The following is a 15928-nucleotide window of genomic DNA, read 5'->3' as shown; positions in this document are numbered from 1 at the left end:
TGGCGGCCTGGCAATGCTGGCACTATAATGCCACCAAGAGCTATTGATATCGAAATGCAAAAGCAGATCCAAGCGAGGCACAGAATGCAGGATAGCTACAGTATTGCTGAACACCGCCATCGATTCGCGATTTGGGCAGCGGGCCGAGCGTACTCCAGGCAAGGCCCTGGCCACACGATGGCAGTGGCCACTCAGTTGATTAATGAGTCAGGGGTGGGACGAATTTCGACGCCCGACGACCTGCCTCCACCAAAAGAAATTGACGCCTTTTTAGACCTACAATTCCGCAATGTCATAAAAATAGCGTGTAAGTTGACCTACACACGAACCTGGAAAGATGAGATTACTAAAGATGAATATTCAAGCCAGCATGACCTCATATGCAGTTACGGTCGAGCCCAAAAGCTTGTGAATGTTTATCTCAAGTCAAAACTGGTGTGTGCCTCATCGGACGCCGACCAAAGTAAGATCTCAGCACTTCACCCGCCTTTAGACCGACAACTCCTAAATGCGATCGACAGCTATCTTGCCCACCCGAAGCACAAAGGATCTGATCTTCAGAAGAAATTTAAAACCGCCCTAAAACTAGGAAAAAGTTGGACAACCTTTAAAAAGCCAGCATATGACGCGCACCTCAGTGTAATAAAAGATATCCAAGCAGGCCGCCCGCTTTGGGGCATTGAATGGCTCTGGCACCCTAGTGCCCAAGAGGAAGAGGATCGCTGATCTCGCTAACCGGTCGACTCGATCGCTCACTACTTCAAGACGCACCCTCGTTAATTAGCTAACTAGACAGATATTAAATGCATCGATCGACGCCGCCTCGCCTTATCATTGTCGACACCCAGATTATTGTTGCGCTAGATACCAATTCCGCCCTAAACCTGGCTCAGCTAGATGCGTATCCAGCGTGGGTAGACGTATTCGCAAGATAAGAGGTGATGGATATTCTTTCTCACTGGTCGAGGAGGCTTGCCGGTCGTTCGGGGCGTACTCGGAATCCACCGCTGTACGGCATGCACCAATGGCCGCGCCCAGTTTGCCAGCGAGTCCCCCGAGATGAAAGCCAGCGTTGGTTACTTCTGACTGAGCCGAGTAAAGTTTAAGCAATGAGCAAGCCCCGCCTGTGCAACGGGGCTTTTTTGTGGCCTCAGTTTCCTAAAGCAATTTAGACCAACATCAGTCTCTAATTTAAGTTAGACGACCTACCCTACTCTGCCCACATCCGTCAGCGTGTTAGAGAACACAAACTCACCCAGGGCGTCACGCCATGCTCCTGAATGGGCCTCAAGCGAACGTCGTGCGAATGTCCTGGCGTTTGCTGCAGTAATCGGAGTGGTGAGCGCCTGCATCGCGTTCCCCAATTCGACAAACGCCTTGCGATGCCTCACTCCGCCATTCGCCAGCAATACCCCAATGCGCGAAGGTGTGCCGAATTTGAGATGTTCGACGAGAGCCGTCACTCCTTCGTTCACTTCGATACCGCGTTCGAGCAACAGCCGGGCAAGCAGCGAGATGCCCTGCTCAACCAATGTTTGCAACGAGTAGGTAACGGCGCGAGTGTGAATTCCCAGGACATCGTCCACCTCCATCCGGGTGGATCCGGCAATTTCTGCGAACGTTGCGCCGTGTACCCATTTGCGAACGATCTCGAAGAACCTGGACTTCGCATGCTCAGTGTTTTGGCTATCTTCCAGTCGGAAAGCCACACGTACGTCCGACTTCAGCTCCCTGTCCTGCCATGCCCACTCCAGGATGGCAGTCAGCAGCTCGTCAGCTACGGGATCGACTGCAGCAGTCCAATTAACTCTGCTGGGTAGCAGGGTCTGTTCGACGAAATCCAGCAGGCGCACCTTGGCACCCGTATCTTGCAGCCAGGCGATCTTGCCATCCACCCTCAGCCCGATCAGACGCTGCGCTCTCAGCTCAAAAACAGTCCGGAGCGTGACGACGGCAGCGGCAGGTAATTGCTGGGCAGCAAAGGTATGGTCAGACAGGTCAGCAGCCAGTCTCACAAAATCGGCGTCTCCAATCTCCTCTGCCATTAACTCAATTAGCGTCGCATCCACCCCGTCGATGAGCGAATGACTGGCTGACTGGGCTTCCAAGAACTCATTGCTGAGCACGATGCCGGTGGTTCTCAGATGCTCTTCAAGCGCAACGATCAACTTCCGCAGAGACCCCCTGACTAACTCTCCTGCACCTGCGGTGGCTACAGGTTGAACGATCCACCATTGGTCAGGATTAGCGCACATCACCAGGCCCTTGGTATTGGCACCGGCGCGACCGGCTCGACCCACCAAGTTCTTGATGTCGCGGGCAAGCATGTTCTCGGGTTGCCCGCTGCCAACGCGACGTTGCACCGAATACAGAACAAGTGAGCGGATCGGCAGGTTGACCCCCTCCGCGAGCGTGCTGGTACAGATCACCAATTGGATCTTCCGATCCCGCAATAACTCTTCCAAGACCTCCCGCGTCTCCTGAGGGATGTCTCCGTGGTGCAACACCGCGCCATTACGCAGCGCCTTCGCGCCGATCCAGCTGTCACCGAACTCGGTTTCGAGATACTCGATGCGCGACCTAATTACATCGAGATCGGCGAAATCCACGGGCTTCGGTAATGGCAGTGGGCACTCTAGCTGTTTGATGAGCTCTTCTGCCAAGCCAATCGCACCCTGATGTCCTCGTTTATTGGCGGCAAAAATTGCCGTCGTCCCCATCGACAACACCTTGCGGGCTGCACCGACGGCCAGGGTCTTGGTAGAAGTGAAGGTATAGGTGTTGGTTCGGCGGGTTTGGGGATTCCGGTACTGGAAGTTGGTTCTATCCAGAAAACCATGGATCGAGTACTGCCGCTGCTGTGCGTGCGGGTGCATGTCCAGACGTACAGACTTGTTGACCCCGGCGCCGGATGATCGCAGCACGGAGAACTCCGCGATGGCTGGCCGATAGGTGCTTCTGATGACCGTGTCATCGTCCCCTCCGAGCCAGGCGTTGATTTCCTCGATATTGGGGATGATCGCCGACATGAACACGAAGCGGATCGGGTTGACCAGGCGGGCCTTCATCCGAGCCAACAGCAGCTCAAGGCCAATTCCCCTGCCGGCGCTGTCGAGCAAATGCCCTTCGTCGCAAATGACCAGCGATATTCGCTGAGCGAAGGCTGGATCGGCACTGAGGACTCCGGACAGCGACTCAGGTGTCGCGATCAGCGCGTTGATATGATCAAGCCCATGTACCTCGTCTCCCGACGGAATCGTGCCGCCATACGCGCACCGCGCCGCGATGCCGAGAGCATTCAGCTGACGAACCAGTGAGTGTCGAAGCTCCGAAGCCAACGAGCGGTACGGCACGATCATGATCGCGACGTGCGTAGGATTTCGCTTCAGGTGCCAGTACAGCAGCGTCTCGCAGAGCGTGGTTTTGCCAGCCCCAGTTGGCATCTGTAGCGCATAGCTTTCGGAGGTGCTCAGCAGCCCTTCATCGATGGCCTGAATCTGAGAGGGGAAGAACTCCCACGTTGATGGCTTGCGATCTATGAAGGCGTTGATCAGCGGCGTCCAGAATGCATCTGCGCCATCCGGCAGCACAGCTCGGGTATTCGATGCATCGAAGCGGGCCAGAAGGCGGCTGAGTAAAGCCGCCGCCACCCACTGATCTGGCCCAACCTGCAAGGCGTTGTCCGCCTCGCTAGCGCTCGCCTCCACAATGCGTCGCAGACCAGGAAGATCACCTGTTCGCAGGTGCTCCTGCACCTGGTGTGCCGTTTGAGATACCAGCGTTTCTGGCCGCGCCAGGAAGTCATAGCATGCAGCCCATGGACTCAACGGATCGGCGGGCGGCGACGACTGCCTCATGGCCAAGCAGGCTGACGCTGGGAAATCCCCAAAATAGAACGCGGCAGCAGAAAACAATGCCGCCTCATTCTTTGAGATACCCATCGCTTCAATTTGCTCAGCCGGCATGTCTTTCGAGAACTGGAGGAAAGCGTTTCCCAACTGCGCCCAGTCATCGCCTGAGACCGTCGTGGAGTGAAGGCCGTCGAACAGCTCTCCGACAAGCGAAATGTAATAATCCGTAGATCGGTTGCTGATTTGAGCCAGTTCAATGGGCAACGCAGCTACGGAAAACTGGCCCAAATGCCGGGCCTTGTCTGCATCGTTGATCCAGGTCTGCAGGGAAGCTCTCATATCAACGCACCGTCGCCCGCGCAGCCTCGAAGGCCGCGTTGTAAGTGGTATAAAGATTCGGCACGGAGATCACCACAAGGGTGTACTCACTGCTGGCCGTCACCGGGGCATTGGGGAGCTCTGCAGTGAGCAGGCTTTCACAGATGACAGCGACTGCCCGGAAGCGCTGAGTCGTTGGTGGATGATCAACGGCATTGATGAAGCGGTTAAGGAGCGGGATATCGACATCTCCCAGATCCTCAAACAGCGCACGCTCGCGCAACCACACCAATGTGCTCGCAAGCCTACTGGTGCGATCTTTAGCGCAGTCAGCGATAGCCGAGCCGATTGGATTTGAGGCAGCGCTGGTAGATTTGACCTTCACCTCAGAGCAAAGAACCTGATCATCCGCGCTCGCAGCAGGTCGGTTGGGCATGATGAAGTGAACGACGTCTGACTTGGGCGCTGGCTTCGTTCTGTCCTGCTTGAGCCGCCATTTCTTGGGGCCAATGGCTGGATCAGGATGCTCCTTGGTGGACTGGTAGAAGTAGCCAAGCACTTCTCCGAAATCCCCCGCCATGGTTGCCCCGGCATCGGGAAGCTTGGCAGCTAGAACATCAGCAGGCGTTACTCCATGGCGTGCTACCGCTGCCGCAAGAGCGCCGTCAGTGATGTAGCAACGGCGCAGCGGTTCGGCCATGGCTGCCTCCAGGAGTGCTACGTTCTGGGCAGTCATCCTCACCAGCACATAGGGCAGCTCCTGCTCATGAGCAAACCACGGCACCGCGTTGGCAAAGTCAAAACCGAGATCATCCATGGCTGATGGTCGTCCTAGATCAAAGCTCGGCAGCAGGCTTAGCAGTCAACCCAGTGCCCAGTTACCGATTGGTGGTTAATGGCCACTACGGTACGCCAAACAACCGGGCAGATGTCAACCGATAGCCTGATGGTACGCCCCCCTTTCAGCCTCAGTCGTACTTACCAAGAATGCCTCTCAGGTAGTTGACGGCCACGCACGCGAACGATCGCATCCAATCAAGGCTTCAGCGTCCTATAGATTCGCGCTGCGAGCCGAGAAACATCAGGCTGTCTTCAATGCGAGCTCTGCGAACTGCATCAAGCTGGAGATAGAACCACTCCCCTTCCTGTCCAGATGGAAGCCGGAGATCCCGACAGTTCTTGGGCCATCCTGATCGCACTGCACGGAATCCCCAATCATCGCGACACGCTCACCTGAATGTGGCATGTCCAGGCGTGGAGTAACTCCTAGCTGGTGACAGATCTCGCGATAAATACCTGGATGTGGCTTCATCACTCCGACGTCATAACTCAAGGCAAACCCATCGACATGGCTGAGACGTTGGCGCAGAACCGGGCCGTAGGGAGCGGCCAAGTTTGAGCAGATACCCGTGGCCATCCCCTCGGCCTTGAGCAACCGAAGCGCATCGATTGCATCGGGATACACAGTGATGGAGTCCAGCTCCTCCTCAAGGTCATGCTGCAAGGACTTCATCTGCTCGGGGCTCAAGCCAATACCAAACGTTTCGGCAGCAGCGTCCAGGCTGAGGTTGGCAGTCATCAAACGATGAAGGTCAGCAGCACTTGGCCTACGGCCTTGAAGAGCGCCGAGGCGAAGGAGCTGCCTATACGGATGGCGCTTCCGTCCAATTTGAACGACCGTTCCAAAAGCATCGAAAATCGTGGCTACGATCGGCATGCGACGAAACTCCTGTTTGAACCCTTTTCTTCGAGCAGACAGGCCGCGTCAAGATCGCTAGGGTAGATCCTGCATCGGCGGTGGTGCAGGCACCCTAAAAAATTTTTGCTCTCAAATAATAAAACTCCGTCGCGCAAAAAAATTTCAAGGGTACCCCTTTTCAGATTTGTAACACACATCACAAATATCCAGAATTATCTGCGCTTTTCCGGGTAATCTCGGGCTGGCATCCGACTGGGAGCCGCCCGCGCCTTCGCTGCCGTCTAGAGGTCGTGCGGTAGCGGAATGTGATGGTTGGATAGCGGATGTTGCCCGCCTCATAGCGCGCGACCAACCTCAGCCACAACGAAGTCCTTTGCAACAAGCGCTTACTCTCGTTTAGGAGCCCATGTAGATGGACATGATGCGGTTCAACGATTTTTACCTTCGCCTTTACCGAGCCGACCCTGAGCAGGATGGCCAGGCATTGCTGGATGAGTTCTATGCGCTGTGGCGAGAAGCGGAACAGTCGGGCGTGGACGCTGAGACACTCCTGGAGGAGGCAAAAGGGTGCATTCGCAAGATCGCGACCCCCGAATGGTTTGCGCGGGCAGCCTGCGATTGGATCGGGAGCAAGGGGCATTACAGGCTTAGCAAGGCATTGACCCATGAGGTCGCCGTCCAATACTTCCAGCACCCCAAGTTGCTGAGATTCACGCTGTCCGGTTATTCAGAAAAATGCGCCGCCATGGTAGCTCGTCGATTGTGTGCGCTGGATGCGCCGGTAGTCGTCACTCTGGGTTGGGTTTTGAGCATAAATGAAGACCTCGCCCATAGCCCTCTGATTTCGAGCACCACGGCCACGGTCTTAGGATTTCTAGCAGTCGAGCATCCGGCCACCTGTAAGCGCCTGCTGGAGGTAGAGTCCTCTCCGCTTGTCGATTCGCCGCTCGCCCTGCACCTCGCCGAAAGGCTGACCTCCGAACTCCGTGAGCTAGAGGCCCTGCCACACCTCGCTGAACTTCAGATGCCATCAGAGATGCGCCGAAGCTTCCGGTACATGCGCCGAAACGAAAGTCGAGCGGTGACCGAGCAGGCCCGAGATGATTCCTTCCTGGCCGATATGTTCATGCTGTCTGAACACTTCAAGTATTCCCACCAAGTGGCCGTGGAGTACCAGAATGATCAGGGAACCGTCGAGACGATGATCCCAATGTTCACACACGAAATGAGCGTGGAACTGCCTCAGACTTGGACTGCCGATCCGCTCTTCTACAGCCATTTGGTGCATCAATTATGGGAGGAACCTAGCCAATGAGTATCCAGCTGGTTCTTTCGCATTATCTGTCTGGGCTTCGCGAACGCGACGAACTGGATGCCCTCCTTCCGGATCTTCTCCAGGCCATGAGCCATTCGGTGCTGAGCCGTGCCCAGGTTGGTGTGAATCAGGGTGGCGTCGACGTGATGTCGACCAAAGAGAATGCCCAAGGTGAGCCCGAGGTCTTTCTGTTCGTGATCAAGTTCGGAAATGTAAGCCGGAACGACTTCTACGGCTCTCAGCAGGCCATCCTGCCCTCCATCCGCCAGGCGTCGACCGAGTACGTCCGGAACCGAGTGCCAGAACCCTTGCGGGCGCTGAAAAAGCGCATCGTCTTGGTTTCCAACGGTATCCTGAAGCAAGACGCGCAGTCGGATTTTTCTGCGCTGTCGAAAGAGGTGACGGAATTCTCACCGCTGTGCTCGCTGGAATTCTGGGGCATGGATCAATTGAGCCCGTTCATTGAGCAGTATCTTTTCGACGATGCGCTGTTACTAGACAAGGGAAAGTCTGACCTGAGGGCTGCGCTGGCCGGCCTGGAAGACACGCAGGCGTCATTCACCCGGTTCGTGCGCTTCGCCGATGACTGCATGAGCCCCCTGGCAGATGACCCGGACGTTTCCGAAAATTCGCGCCGGAACCGCTTCCATAAACGCGCGGCTGCGGCTGCGGTGGGGTGGGCCGTGCTGCTCGTGTGGGGCGAAAGCGAAGGGAACCAGAAGCCTGGCGTCCTCGCGGGTGAATACCTCTTGCTGCGACTGTGGGGCGAATCGATCACCCTGGGCCTACAGACCGACGCTCACTTCCTGAAGCGATTCGAAACGCTTGCCAAACTTCATGCCGATGCCTTGCAGCGGTACTACGAACGAGTAATGCCGTCGCTTCTCAACCGTCGGAATGTCCTGCGGTACCGCCCAGATCATGTGCTCTATATGGACTTGGTATGCGACGAGCTTGGCCGACTGGGCACCGCCCTTCTGCTGCTCCTGGCAATGAAAGCAGATCAGGCAGCTGTCGTAGCGCTGCACGGAAAACTCGTGTCTTTCATCAATGCTCACAACGGCTGCCTTTTGCCGGTGTACGACGGCCAGGCCATCGACCTTTCGCTCGCCATGGCCGCAATCATGGCCGCAGGGGATGTCACCAGCACCCAACTCATCGTACGAGAGTGCATTGATCGTTTTGAAACGGGACTGGAGCAGAACAGGATCATGCCGGTGGATACCGATGATCTCGAAGATGCCATGGCGTTGCACTATGGGAAGAAAACCCAGAAAGAAGAATTCTTCAAAACCTCGACATTGGTACCACTGCTGGGAACTATGGCCGCCCTGTTGAGGGATCAAGAAGGTCTCGGTCAACTATCTACGATGATTGTTCCGAAGCTGGAGCGAGTGACCAAGGAGCGGTGGTTCCCTCAAAAGGCACTGCAGACGCTGACGAGCTCCGGGGCCTATGTGAACGCCATTGGTGTGTCGCGCAGCGTGACTGACTTCAGACAGACGCCGGCAGAAGAAGTCGAAGCCTCGCTGAAAGTGCCGAGCCACGCCGCTGTCCCAGAGGATTTCGCGTGGCACAACACCCCTTGGGAAGTGCTCATAGCGATTTCGGCGAGGCTGCACCGCCACCCACTGCCCACGTGGTACCTCGCAAAGCTCGCCGGAGTTCAGAACGCTGCCACAATAACTTCTCCCTGATCGACCTCCCTCGTCAGGGGTGGCGAGGGCACATCGGGACTAAACGTAAATTGGGCAGTTCTGGGATTCTATACGTATCGAGCCCCTCCCCTTTGCAGCTTGCAGGAGCCCCGCCTTGATCACTCAATCGACAGACTCTTTATCCCTGTGCATCTACTGCGATGGCCCTGGCCCCTTCTCTGACGAGCATGTCATCAGCGCGGGGCTTGGAGCGGACGACAGTCGCTTCATGCTTGTTGATATGGTGTGTCGGCGTTGCAACACTAACGTCTTTGGCAACTTGGAGCGGGAGGTACTGCGCAGCTCCCCCATTGGCTTCGCTCGCGCCTTCATGCAGCCGCAAGGCCGCGACCGGGGCAAGCACACCACGGCGCCAGGCATACAGGCCCAACATAAGCAGATGGCTAATGGATCAGGATATCCTGATGAAATTGACTTCGGCCCGCACGCGAAACCGATAGTCCTCCCGCAACTGAAGATAACCGGTGACAAGACATTTGATTCCACCGCCGCAGGCCCAGACGAACTGCGCAGCTTCGTCACGTCACTCTCCACCCTGCTTCAAAACGATCAAGTTACCTGCATTCGCAAGCGGGGGCCTGAGCACGAGCTGCGGTACGAAGCGATCACCTTGCTTCGCTCAGGTGAGACATACACTCAAGAGGGTGGGTCAAGGTTTGAGGGCAAGCCTCCTCGGGAATGCTTATGGCTGGAACGTTACGATGAGACCCGCACGAAAAGTCTGATCCCTGCTGCTACGATCTTTCGTAACCTGAACGGGAGCATCGTGCTCAAGACCTCAAGCGCCACAGTCGAGGGCGCCCTCAATTTCTTTGCCCGTGCCGTCGACCAGTTTTCATTCGATACCCAGGTTACGAAGGACATAGAGGGCCCCATCGTATCGGTCAGGATGACAGTGACTGTCGGCGTGATAGAACGAGTGATTGCGAAAATAGGCATCAACTTGCTGGCCCATTATCTAGGGCGGGATTACGTAGCCGATTTCGGATTTCGGAAGATTAAGGACGGAATACTGACCGGGACACCGCCTGTAGACGGCCAAATCTTCGAGGATGTTGCGGTGAAAGCGATGCTCGACGCAGCTCCTGACCATCACCACGTGATCTTTCTCAGCATAGTTAGTCAACCCGGAGGGCGAGCAGCGATTATCTTGGTGGCAAAGCTGTACGGCGTGGCTCACATTATTTGCTTAGCGCGAGATGTGCCAGAGCCTCACCTGCCGTTTCCCGTGTTTTTTCTAGTCGACTACTTCAATCACAAGGTCAAGCAGCAATCGCTGATTGAATACAGCGAGTGCCTTGCTGAAATGGGCATCACAAAGGCCGAAGCCCGCTATGGATCGACACAGTGACCGACTCGTATCAACTCAGGACGATGGCCAGCTCCGAGAAGTCTGCGGCGTTAAATACAGATGCCGTGATCAATTCGCATGAGCATGTTGTGAGCTTCTGAGAAACCAGTGGCCGTATGGATCAGTGTGCAAGGTGCCAGATGGCCAAGTCCAGGCACCGGCCTTCTAAACCACCGTTGCGATATGTTCCGATCCTTAAATACGCCCTCCGCGACCGAAAGAATTTGCTCGTATCGGCCCAGGAAGCAACGATGCCTGGCACTCCAGCAGGCGGCTTGCGAGCACGTGCATGTCGCAACAATTCTTGGCGCATTCATGATTGAGCCTTATCTAACTCTGGGCCCGAGCACGGGTAAACCTTGCATACCAATTCACAATCCCCCTTCGATGAGTTCTATTCTGTGTAGGTCGCCAAGGGTGACCCCATCGCATCCAGAATTGCTGTAGGTAGCTTCACGACAAGATCACCCGTTCCATCTTCAGTCGCATGGAACTGCACCGTCATATGTACTGCCTCGGTCATCCCTCCTAGATCGCGTTCAACTTTACCCGTCACGCAGTCCTATCCTTCAGGCGTCCAAGGCTTCCATTGCTGTCACTGAGAACGGCGTTACTACAACATAATGGTCAGCACCGGAAATGCTGCGAAGAAGGGTCATGCCGGATTTCTGAGCGACTCGAATGACCCTTGGGGTGATCACGGTCATGCCGTCTAACGATGCCCCTGAGCGATCATAGTAAACGGAGCCTGTGTACTGAGAGCCGACGGGGGCAGCGTGCATCAGAAACGCGTCGATGATCACCCCCCAGTCGTAGGACTTCGCAGCCTCAACCTCCAGAGGAACATCGGATATAAGTGTTGCGTTCATTGGGCTGTTACCACAGCACACTCCATCATCATTAAAAATCCACTATTTTCCGAGGATCGAAACCGCACTCTTCCTCCGGATAACCCCTCTGATTGCTGATCAACCTGCAGCCGGAGAGCTCAATATCGACCGAATGGTGCGTATGGCCGAAAATCCATGCGTCAACTCGATCGACCATGGCGTGCCATGCGTTGCAGTACGAGGCGTTCAGATGACCCTCATGCCCGCTGTCGCAGACTTCAGGAATGGGCGCATGATGGCTGATCACAACAGTCTTGCCGGTGAACGGCTTGTCCAACTCGGCAGCTAGCCATTGCTTCGCCTCGTGATTCCTGTGGGCCACATCGTCCGGGCGCAGCCGACGATAGTTTTGACCAGTGCGTATGGTGCGATAGTCGGTCATTGTTGATCGCGCTACTGACATCGCAGCACTCACGTCGCCAGTGGAACTGAAATCCGTCCAGCCCGTTGTTCCCAAGAATCGAATCCCGCCCGCTACGAATGTCTCGTTTTCGAGCACATGCACATGGCTCTGCGCGGCGGCGCGGGCTTTCACAATTGTCCGGTCGAAGTGGCCTGAGTAAAACTCGTGATTGCCGAGCACATAGAGGACATCGCAGTTGAATGTCTCATTGGCCCAACGGACGCCTCTGTCCAATTTATGGATGTCACCGGCAAGCACCACCAGATCCAGGCTGCCTGGGGGGAATATAGGGGGTTGGAAGCCAGTGAACTCCAAGTGCAGGTCGGAGAGGATGTACAACCGCATAGGGCCTCTATTAAGTCGATTTAAGCGTAAATTGATATCCCCACTCCTCTCGACCGGAGACGCGGCGATGTCTCTCGCACGCCCAAAAAAATTCACCGGAGCATGCCTTGAGCAAAGGCATCATAGCCGAGCAGTTCTTATAAGCACAACATACGCTATTTATCAGAACCAACAGCGTGTGGCTCTATCCTGACTTTTCGGACGATCATGACGCTGAAAAACGAGATAGGTGCTGCGCTTAGGGCAGTGCGACAGCAGCGCGGGTTGAGCTACGAAGAGCTCAACGAGTCGACCTTTCGCACTACGCTCAGTTCGATCGAGCGTGGCAAATCCAAGCTTACGGTCGAAAAGCTTTCCTCCCTAGCCGAAGCGCTGGATTTCGACCTCATCGCTTTCTTGGCCTTGTGCATTTCGCTTGAGCGCGGCCAGACACCTGATGATGCCATTGCTGTCGCCCAGGGCGAACTGGATCGATTCAAAGCCGCTGGTGGTGTGGCGCTTCTTCATCAGCAGATAAAGGACGGTGAACTGGTTTCTCGATCGAAGGGCAAGCCGGCGAATACGGAAAACAAAGCGGCAGTATTGCGAATGAAGGCGGAAGGTAAGACTCAAGCCGAGATCCGACGACTGCTAGGGCTCTCGCGATCGACGGTGAGTCAGTACTGGCACTCAGACTCTTGAACTGAGCTTTGATCAGCGTCTCGGTCGCTCGGCATGCCAGGTAATCGTTAAAACAGTGCCAGCATAGGTAAGGTCGGATGCTGCTCGGCGTTGATGCAGCTTCCTGAGTATGGATAAATTCAAAGGGAAGGCTAACCCTCCCTCTGTCTGACCATCTCGCCATGGTATTCAGTTACCAGTATTTGCGAGCAGATTCAACGCAGCCAGGACTCGACGGTCTCAGCACCGTACTGCTCTTTCCAGGCCTTCAGACCTTTGTGGTTCCCGCCCTTCGTTTCGATAACTTCGCCCGTAGTAGGATTTTTATAGACCTTAACGGCTCGGGCTTTACGAGTGCGAATGTCGGACGAAATGCTTTTGACTGAGGTGGACGGGGAGCGCAGGTCGAGAATACTGATAACGTCTTTTAGGCTTTTGTTGTACTCACCAACGGCACCATGACCTTCGAGGTCAGAAATGCTGGCAAGCCTATCCCAGCAGCCGTCATACCCACCCTGTTTGATCCTGGACGGCGGCATTCTGGCTACACCGAGGCGGGTAGCAAATCGCCCCAAGGCTCCGGATTCCCACCTGTGTAGGCAGCCCGCTTGTAGTAAGGGGTACCCAGGCGACGAGCCGAAACAAGCCCCTTCTCAAATTCGATGTTTATAGTGGCGGCCATTACATGGCATAAAGTGGCTAAATCTACCCCGCCACCTGGTGGATCGCCTGGCCCTGGAACGTGTCCCCACGCTGCCCGAGGCAATCTGAGGGCGTCAGGGCCGTCTGCCTATCGTTCATCTGCGGTAGGCAGACGTTCACAGGATACTTACTGCAGGTAAGCTATATGGATCAGCAGGTTGCGCTGAAATTGATCGCCGAGAAGGCCTATGACGTCGGCTACTCGGCCAAACTCCACTTCTCCACCTACGACATTGTGGAGAAAGCCCCAGGCTGGATCGGTCTGATCTCCTTAGTGATTGGCGTGCTAGCGCTCTATATCGATGTCCTGGCGGCAAAACACGTCTCGGCGCTTATCACGGTTATCGGCATTTGCAGTCTCTACATCACCTATTACGCCGATACCAAAGAGCAATATTTCCAGGCTGGAAACAAGCTGACTCAACTGCTTGATCAGCTGAAGAGCATGTCGGCTCGTTGCAAGTCCAACCTGCAGTTCACTGCCGTCGATCAAGCTGAACTGGATCAAATCACCACCGAGTTCCGGTCGGCCTGTCAAAGGAAGCACATTCTGTTTTCGGGCTGGCTAGCTCACAAAAAGTTCTTCTGGGATCACCAGATCGACTGGATCGCTGAGTACCGTGAATTTAGGCTCTTCAGGGACAAGATCCCATTTTCCGTATACGCCCTCATCGTAGTGATACTGATCGCTGTTGCCGGCTGGTCATGGCTTGTCACGCATCCGGATCTTCTCCTCTCGCTGAAGGAAGTCTGCCCCCATGAGTAAAGAGCTTTTCGAGCAGTTTCGCAGGAACCTGGCGGTTAAAAATGCTGACGAGATCTCCAAAAGCTACCGGCAGATCACCGAGAAACTGAACGGAAAATACTACGACAGCACCTCAGAGACCCTACACTGCCGCCAGGTTGGATCGTATGGTCGACATACCGCCGTACACGGCGTGAGCGACCTGGACATGGCGTTCGTGCTGCCATGGTCGGTATACGATCGCTTCCAACGCTACGAGAACAACAAGCAATCGTCACTGCTCGGTGAGATACGTCTGGCCCTGAAGGAGCGCTTCCCGAACCATGAGGTCAGGGCTCAACAGCAGGTGGTGTCGATAAACTTCACGGACTACGTGGTTGAAGTGCTACCCGCGTTCGAGCATGAAGATGGCAGTTACACCTATCCGGATGCGAATGATGGAGGTAGCTGGAAAAGCTGCAGTCCGGTCGCTGAAATTGATGAGATCAATGAGCTAAACCAGGCCAAAAACCATAACCTGAAGCGCCTCTGCAAAATGGTGCGGGCCTGGAAGAATGACCATGGCGTGCCGCTGAAAGGGATGATGATCGACACCCTCTGCTACCAATTCTTCAAGAGCACCACGGATTACGACACCAAGTCGTATTCCGCCTACGGCGAAATGACTCGGGACTTCTTCGCGTACCTGGTAGATATCGACGAGGACAAGGAGCAATGGCGTGCTCCCGGAAGCGGCTCTATCGTGACGAAGTCAGGTAACTTCCACCCTAAAGCCAAGAAGGCCCTGCGGCGCTTACAGGAGGCACTGGACGACGCCGAGGTTGCCCATGAGAGGTGGAGCACTGTGTTTGGCGAGCATTTCCCCGAATACGTCGAGCAGGAAAAAAAGCAGGCCATCGCGGAAAACCGCGTCAAAAATGGCGAAGAGTTCATTGGCCGGAAATTCAGCCTCGACATCCAGTACACCCTTCGTATCGATTGCTCGGTCAAGAACGAGGGCGACCGGCTTCGCAACCTCATGTCTCGCGTCATGACGTATCGGATACCGAAACAGCGTGAGCTGACATTCTGGGTCGCCGAGATCGATGTGCCGCCACCTTATAAGATCTACTGGAAGGTGAAGAATCTCGGCCCACAGGCCATTGAGAGGAACATGATTCGCGGGGAAATTCGGATTGACAGCGGCCACCATCAAATAACCGAGCACTCAACCTTCCAAGGCGACCATTACGTGGAATGTTATGCGGTGAAAGATAATGTCTGTGTGGCCCGCAGCCGGATCATCGTGCCGATTTGAATACGATCGACGGGAATAAACGCTTCCTGGAGCTGGCGTGAGAGGTCGCAGTGGCAGACCTCTCGTTGTTCACTTACTTAAACAGCACTTCGGTAAGGGTCACGAATGTCATGGCTGATTGGGCGACCTCATGAAACGCATGCGCCTTGCCCAACCAATCTGTCTGACCCAGCGCTACACCAGTAGCAACGACGGTACAACCCAAGAACGTTGCCCCACTTTTCATTAGCCAGAGCCTTCGCCAGAAAGGGGTTTGCCCGGCGAGCGTTTTCTCATGCTTGCGAAAGTCTCCCCCTACCGCGTACACGATCAGCCCCATAACGATTCCGAGAATCGCTGCAAGCCACTGCGTTAGCGGAAACGCGAGTAGCAAGGAAATCACACGACCCGGCCACACTAGCTTATTGGCATAGCGCTGCGCAGCAATTTCTCCCTCACTGGCGAACCTCGGGCTGTACTTCCTAAACATCAACATTACTGATTCCTTCTGGACAGGCTACCTGGGATCGAACCCTCGGCACGATATCAAACCGGCAACTGAGAAAGCATTCCAAGGCATAACCTGATATTACCTGCCTCGATCCGCAGGCCCTGGTGAAGCTCCTCTGCAACACCACGACTGTGCAAGAATGCG

General features: G+C 55.3%; 15 protein-coding genes. 7 read left to right on the top strand and 8 right to left on the bottom strand.

The genetic code is table 11. The features are described from left to right. Window positions 1-54: 54 nt before the first annotated feature. Window positions 55-726 (top strand): hypothetical protein, encoded by a 672-nt coding sequence (locus AB4N85_RS02335; RefSeq protein ID WP_025168154.1) that lies wholly within the window; start codon window positions 55-57, stop codon window positions 724-726. A 479-nt stretch (window positions 727-1205) separates the two neighbouring features. Here AB4N85_RS02335 and AB4N85_RS02330 read toward each other — a convergent pair whose 3' ends face one another. The 3 genes from AB4N85_RS02330 to AB4N85_RS02320 form a co-directional block, all read right to left on the bottom strand. After that, on the bottom strand, window positions 1206-4190 hold the full coding sequence (locus AB4N85_RS02330) for a DEAD/DEAH box helicase (protein WP_038847261.1): 2985 nt from the start codon (window positions 4188-4190) through the stop codon (window positions 1206-1208). 1 nt (window position 4191) lies between these two features. Then, window positions 4192-4986, bottom strand: a complete 795-nt coding sequence (locus AB4N85_RS02325; RefSeq protein ID WP_004416608.1) for a Hachiman antiphage defense system protein HamA — start codon at window positions 4984-4986, stop codon at window positions 4192-4194. 264 nt (window positions 4987-5250) lie between these two features. After that, entirely contained in the window at window positions 5251-5886 is a 636-nt protein-coding gene (locus tag AB4N85_RS02320; protein ID WP_460066826.1) for an HAD family hydrolase, read from the bottom strand. Between the two features lie 394 nt (window positions 5887-6280). Here AB4N85_RS02320 and AB4N85_RS02315 point away from each other — a divergent pair, with 394 nt between their 5' ends. The 3 genes from AB4N85_RS02315 to AB4N85_RS02305 all read left to right on the top strand — a co-directional run bounded on the left by AB4N85_RS02315 (window position 6281) and on the right by AB4N85_RS02305 (window position 10252). Further along, complete coding sequence (locus tag AB4N85_RS02315) at window positions 6281-7183, top strand: hypothetical protein (RefSeq protein WP_460066823.1); 903 nt, start codon at window positions 6281-6283, stop codon at window positions 7181-7183. Continuing rightward, entirely contained in the window at window positions 7180-8880 is a 1701-nt protein-coding gene (locus tag AB4N85_RS02310; RefSeq protein WP_460066821.1) for a hypothetical protein, read from the top strand. The genes AB4N85_RS02315 and AB4N85_RS02310 overlap by 4 nt, the downstream gene beginning before the upstream one ends. A gap of 115 nt (window positions 8881-8995) precedes the next feature. Further along, the gene (locus tag AB4N85_RS02305; RefSeq protein ID WP_460066819.1) at window positions 8996-10252 is read left to right on the top strand and encodes a hypothetical protein; all 1257 of its coding nucleotides are present in this window, start codon (window positions 8996-8998) and stop codon (window positions 10250-10252) included. Window positions 10253-10302: 50 nt separating this feature from the next. Here AB4N85_RS02305 and AB4N85_RS02300 read toward each other — a convergent pair whose 3' ends face one another. From AB4N85_RS02300 to AB4N85_RS02290, 3 genes are all read right to left on the bottom strand, one after another. Next, window positions 10303-10569 carry an antitoxin Xre/MbcA/ParS toxin-binding domain-containing protein gene (locus AB4N85_RS02300; protein ID WP_080052810.1) on the bottom strand — a complete coding sequence of 89 codons (267 nt, stop codon included), beginning with the start codon at window positions 10567-10569 and terminating at the stop codon, window positions 10303-10305. Window positions 10570-10821: 252 nt separating this feature from the next. After that, window positions 10822-11121 (bottom strand): hypothetical protein, encoded by a 300-nt coding sequence (locus AB4N85_RS02295; protein ID WP_025168153.1) that lies wholly within the window; start codon window positions 11119-11121, stop codon window positions 10822-10824. A 31-nt stretch (window positions 11122-11152) separates the two neighbouring features. Beyond that, window positions 11153-11890: a metallophosphoesterase gene (locus AB4N85_RS02290; RefSeq protein ID WP_460066815.1), complete on the bottom strand. Its 738-nt coding sequence runs from the start codon at window positions 11888-11890 to the stop codon at window positions 11153-11155. Window positions 11891-12097: 207 nt separating this feature from the next. Here AB4N85_RS02290 and AB4N85_RS02285 point away from each other — a divergent pair, with 207 nt between their 5' ends. Beyond that, window positions 12098-12571 carry a helix-turn-helix domain-containing protein gene (locus tag AB4N85_RS02285; RefSeq protein ID WP_004416592.1) on the top strand — a complete coding sequence of 158 codons (474 nt, stop codon included), beginning with the start codon at window positions 12098-12100 and terminating at the stop codon, window positions 12569-12571. Between the two features lie 194 nt (window positions 12572-12765). Here the strand turns inward: AB4N85_RS02285 and AB4N85_RS02280 are convergent, their stop codons facing one another. Further along, window positions 12766-13089: a histone-like nucleoid-structuring protein, MvaT/MvaU family gene (locus AB4N85_RS02280; RefSeq protein WP_460066812.1), complete on the bottom strand. Its 324-nt coding sequence runs from the start codon at window positions 13087-13089 to the stop codon at window positions 12766-12768. A gap of 308 nt (window positions 13090-13397) precedes the next feature. Between AB4N85_RS02280 and AB4N85_RS02275 the strand changes: the two genes are divergently transcribed. Then, on the top strand, window positions 13398-14018 hold the full coding sequence (locus AB4N85_RS02275) for an SLATT domain-containing protein (protein WP_004416588.1): 621 nt from the start codon (window positions 13398-13400) through the stop codon (window positions 14016-14018). Continuing rightward, window positions 14011-15294 carry an SMODS domain-containing nucleotidyltransferase gene (locus tag AB4N85_RS02270; protein ID WP_460066808.1) on the top strand — a complete coding sequence of 428 codons (1284 nt, stop codon included), beginning with the start codon at window positions 14011-14013 and terminating at the stop codon, window positions 15292-15294. The genes AB4N85_RS02275 and AB4N85_RS02270 overlap by 8 nt, the downstream gene beginning before the upstream one ends. Before the next feature lie 73 nt (window positions 15295-15367). On the opposite strand, the gene AB4N85_RS02265 is transcribed toward AB4N85_RS02270, so the two are convergent. Beyond that, entirely contained in the window at window positions 15368-15769 is a 402-nt protein-coding gene (locus AB4N85_RS02265) for a hypothetical protein (RefSeq protein ID WP_004416582.1), read from the bottom strand. Window positions 15770-15928: the final 159 nt, after the last annotated feature.

The sequence above is a fragment of the Pseudomonas sp. H1_G08 genome (assembly GCF_054681355.1).
This window is presented reverse-complemented; position numbering and strand designations above follow the sequence as displayed.

What these genes read in the sequence shown, in the direction of transcription:
- AB4N85_RS02285 (WP_004416592.1), top strand. Translation starts at nt 12,098, where the DNA reads ATGACGCTGAAAAACGAGATAGGTGCTGCGCTTAGGGCAGTGCGACAG.
- AB4N85_RS02270 (WP_460066808.1), top strand. Translation starts at nt 14,011, where the DNA reads ATGAGTAAAGAGCTTTTCGAGCAGTTTCGCAGGAACCTGGCGGTTAAA.
- AB4N85_RS02330 (WP_038847261.1), bottom strand. Translation starts at nt 4,190, where the DNA reads ATGAGAGCTTCCCTGCAGACCTGGATCAACGATGCAGACAAGGCCCGG.
- AB4N85_RS02280 (WP_460066812.1), bottom strand. Translation starts at nt 13,089, where the DNA reads ATGCCGCCGTCCAGGATCAAACAGGGTGGGTATGACGGCTGCTGGGAT.
- AB4N85_RS02315 (WP_460066823.1), top strand. Translation starts at nt 6,281, where the DNA reads ATGGACATGATGCGGTTCAACGATTTTTACCTTCGCCTTTACCGAGCC.
- AB4N85_RS02265 (WP_004416582.1), bottom strand. Translation starts at nt 15,769, where the DNA reads ATGTTGATGTTTAGGAAGTACAGCCCGAGGTTCGCCAGTGAGGGAGAA.
- AB4N85_RS02320 (WP_460066826.1), bottom strand. Translation starts at nt 5,886, where the DNA reads ATGCCGATCGTAGCCACGATTTTCGATGCTTTTGGAACGGTCGTTCAA.
- AB4N85_RS02295 (WP_025168153.1), bottom strand. Translation starts at nt 11,121, where the DNA reads ATGAACGCAACACTTATATCCGATGTTCCTCTGGAGGTTGAGGCTGCG.
- AB4N85_RS02335 (WP_025168154.1), top strand. Translation starts at nt 55, where the DNA reads ATGCAAAAGCAGATCCAAGCGAGGCACAGAATGCAGGATAGCTACAGT.
- AB4N85_RS02300 (WP_080052810.1), bottom strand. Translation starts at nt 10,569, where the DNA reads ATGAATGCGCCAAGAATTGTTGCGACATGCACGTGCTCGCAAGCCGCC.
- AB4N85_RS02290 (WP_460066815.1), bottom strand. Translation starts at nt 11,890, where the DNA reads ATGCGGTTGTACATCCTCTCCGACCTGCACTTGGAGTTCACTGGCTTC.
- AB4N85_RS02325 (WP_004416608.1), bottom strand. Translation starts at nt 4,986, where the DNA reads ATGGATGATCTCGGTTTTGACTTTGCCAACGCGGTGCCGTGGTTTGCT.
- AB4N85_RS02275 (WP_004416588.1), top strand. Translation starts at nt 13,398, where the DNA reads ATGGATCAGCAGGTTGCGCTGAAATTGATCGCCGAGAAGGCCTATGAC.
- AB4N85_RS02310 (WP_460066821.1), top strand. Translation starts at nt 7,180, where the DNA reads ATGAGTATCCAGCTGGTTCTTTCGCATTATCTGTCTGGGCTTCGCGAA.